The following is a 2,960-nucleotide window of genomic DNA, read 5'->3' on the forward strand; positions in this document are numbered from 1 at the left end:
AGGGGTCTGCTGCCGGACGGGGCTAAATCCTACGCTAAGCCCTTTTCGGCCATCTGTATTCCCCTGTGAGCAGGATGTGGGCCCATCCGAGGGGCGAGATGTGGGCCAGAAGACCGGGTGAGCAATCCAGACCGGCGCGGCGGCGGCTTGTGGCGGCCTGCCCGAGATGCTTGGTGTTCCAGTAGATGATGATGGCGGCGAGCAGGTTGAGGCCTGCCATGCGGAAGTGTTGCCCTTCTGCTGTGCGGTCGCGGATTTCGCCTTGGCGGCCGATGCGGATGGCGTTTTTCAGGGCGTGATGCGCCTCGCCTTTGTTCAGCCCGATCTGGGCGCGGCGCTGCATGTCGGCGTCGAGCAGCCAGTCGATGATGAAGAGCGTCCGCTCGACCCGTCCGATTTCCCGGAGAGCAACGGCCAACTCATGCTGTCGGGGGTATGCCGCGAACTTCCGTAACAGTTGGCTTGGCGGCATGACGCCCGCGACCATGGTGGCGGCGCTGCGCAGGATGTCGGGCCAGTTTGCCGTGATGAGCGCCTCCTTGATCTTGCCGCCGATCAGCCCCTTAAGCTCTTTGGGACAGGCCGCCGGGTCGAAGAGATAGAGGCGTTTCGACGGGAGGTCCCTGATGCGGGGGATGAACTGGAAGCCCAAGAGGGCGGTGACGGCGAAGACATGGTCGGTGAAGCCGCCCGTGTCGGCATACTGTTCGCGGATATTCTGGCCCGCGCCCGTCATCAGCAGGCCATCCAGAATGTAGGGTGCTTCGTTCACCGTGGCCGGTATGGTCTGGGTGGCGAAGGTGCCGAACTGGTCGGACACGTGGGTGTAGGCCTTCAGCCCGGGCTCATGGCCATATTTGGCGTTGATGAGATTCATCGCCTCGCCCTGTCGGGTTGTCGGGAAGAATTGCCCATCACTCGATGCCGTTTGTCCCGCACCCCAGAACCGTGCCATCGGCAGCGCGGACTGCGCCTCGATCACCTTTGCCAGGGCGCGCGACATCGCCTCGCCTTCAACATGCCATCGCGACAGGCGGGAGAGCTGGAAGTAATCGTGGGTGTTGGTGGCGCCCGCCATTTTGCTGAGGCCGAGGTTCAGCCCCTCGGCGAGCAGTACGTTCAAGAGGCCAATCCGATCCTTGCACGGCACGCCTGTATGCAGATGGGTGAAGGCTTCGGTGAAGCCGACCTCGTCATCCACCTCCAGCAACAGATCCGTAACCCTGATTTCCGGCAGGCGCTTGTAGAGGTCGAGGACCATGGCGCCCGCTTCTTCGGGCACAGCGGCAGTCAAACGGTCGATCTTCAGAACACCATCTTCGATCGATCCGCCCGGAATGGCCCCGGCCTTTGCAGCCCGCGCCAAGCGACGCAGGGCGTCGGACATTCGTGTCTTGCGGTCGGCGAGCCAGGCTTCGGGCTCAAACGGCATGGCCAGCCGTGGCGTGGCGCGGGCAACCGCTGCCGGAACAAGCGCCTCCTTCAGATCGCCATACCGCCGGGAATGAGCGAGCCAGACATCCCCCGAACGGAAGGCTTCACGTAGATGGAACAGGACCGCGACTTCCCACAGACGGCCCCCGTCACCCTCGCCACCAAGGTAGCGCTGCCACTTCGATCCCCGGCGCAGAAAGGCCATGGAGCGGGTGGCCGTCACATCCGTTCCCGCGACGATCTTGCTGGCCGCCAACAGGAGTTCCGCCACGGGTGCTGCCTGAATGTCCAATGCTCGCAGCATGCGCGGCGCGTAGCGACGGAACCGATGATACCCATGGCCGACATGGGCCAATGGGTCGGCGGCCAGAGTGTCGGTCAATTGGGCCGCTGTCGCGACCAGCCCCTTGAGAGACAGCCAGCCACCGGCATTGCCGACAGCCTCCTCGAGCGATGCACGATCTTCATGGGCTTCCAGCAGCGCCGAACCGAGGCTGGCGAAGGACTGCAAGGTGTCCTTCAGCGCGGCCTTGGCATCTTCCGCACGCGCGTCACATCGGGACTTCGCCTCGCGCCAGGTCTTGCCGACGATGCGGTCATGGGTCTCCACAATGGCGTCGGCAAGGGCGCTGCGCCATTCCAGTACGCAGACGGCAAGGATGGCGAGACGGCGATCCCCGGAAATGTCTCGCAAATCGCCCGCGAAGTATCGCTCGCCTTGCCTGCGAAGTTGGGCAATCCGGTGCGGCGGCACCCCGGCAAGAACCGTCTCGTTCAGCCCGAGGCGCTGCAGGAATTCCAGCCGATCCAGAAGACGGTTCATGTCGGCCGAGTTCTGCCCAGCCTCGAATTGACGCAGCCAGACAAACCGTGTCACCGATCCACCAGCATCTTCTGTCAGCAAGGCATCGAGGCGGCTCTTCATGGCATCGTCCAGCCGCCCTGCGATCCGTGCCTCGATCCGCCGCTCCGCAGCCACCAGCGCGTCCGCGCAAAGGCGCTCGATGATCGTGACGCCAGGCAGGATGGTTCGGGTCGACCGGCACTGCTCGACAAAGCGCCGTGCCAGATCGTCATTGGAGCGGGCAGTCTCCGCCACATCCTGCAGCCAGCCCTTCAGGTCGCGCGCCCCTCTCCCAGAAAACATCCTGTAGCCATACTGCTCTCTGAGCGTCGCCAGATGGTCATGGCGGGTCTCTTCACGGGTCGCGTAACCGGCCAGATCATCAGGCTTCAGGCCAACCTGCGCGGCCAGAAAGCGCGTAACTGCCAAGGGAATGACTTCACCGGGTGTCAGCAGACGGCCAGGATATCGCAATGCGCAAAGTTGCAGGGCAAAGCCAAAGCGATTGTGCGGGCGGCGGCGGGCACGGATGATTTCCAGATCATCGTCCGACAGCGTGAAGTGATGCAGCATGTCCGCCTCAGCAGTCGGCAGATCGAGCAATGCCGCGCGCTGTCGGTCGGTCAGAATGCTGCGTCGTGGCATGGTGGCCTTTCAAAAGAGCGTTGTCCGTATGAGGATC

Annotated in this window: 1 protein-coding gene; it reads right to left on the reverse strand. The window is 63.5% G+C overall.

Going from position 1 to position 2,960, the window contains the following annotated elements:
• Positions 1–34: 34 nt before the first annotated feature.
• Positions 35–2,923 (reverse strand): Tn3 family transposase, encoded by a 2,889-nt coding sequence (locus FOA17_RS13370; protein ID WP_149142015.1) that lies wholly within the window; start codon positions 2,921–2,923, stop codon positions 35–37.
• Between the last annotated feature and the right edge of the window lie 37 nt (positions 2,924–2,960).

It is taken from the genome of Gemmobacter caeruleus (assembly GCF_008271655.1).
Lineage (GTDB): Bacteria > Pseudomonadota > Alphaproteobacteria > Rhodobacterales > Rhodobacteraceae > Gemmobacter > Gemmobacter caeruleus.

Excerpts from the sequence above, each read along its gene's own strand:
- FOA17_RS13370 (WP_149142015.1), bottom strand. The coding sequence starts at position 2,923 with ATGCCACGACGCAGCATTCTGACCGACCGACAGCGCGCGGCATTGCTC.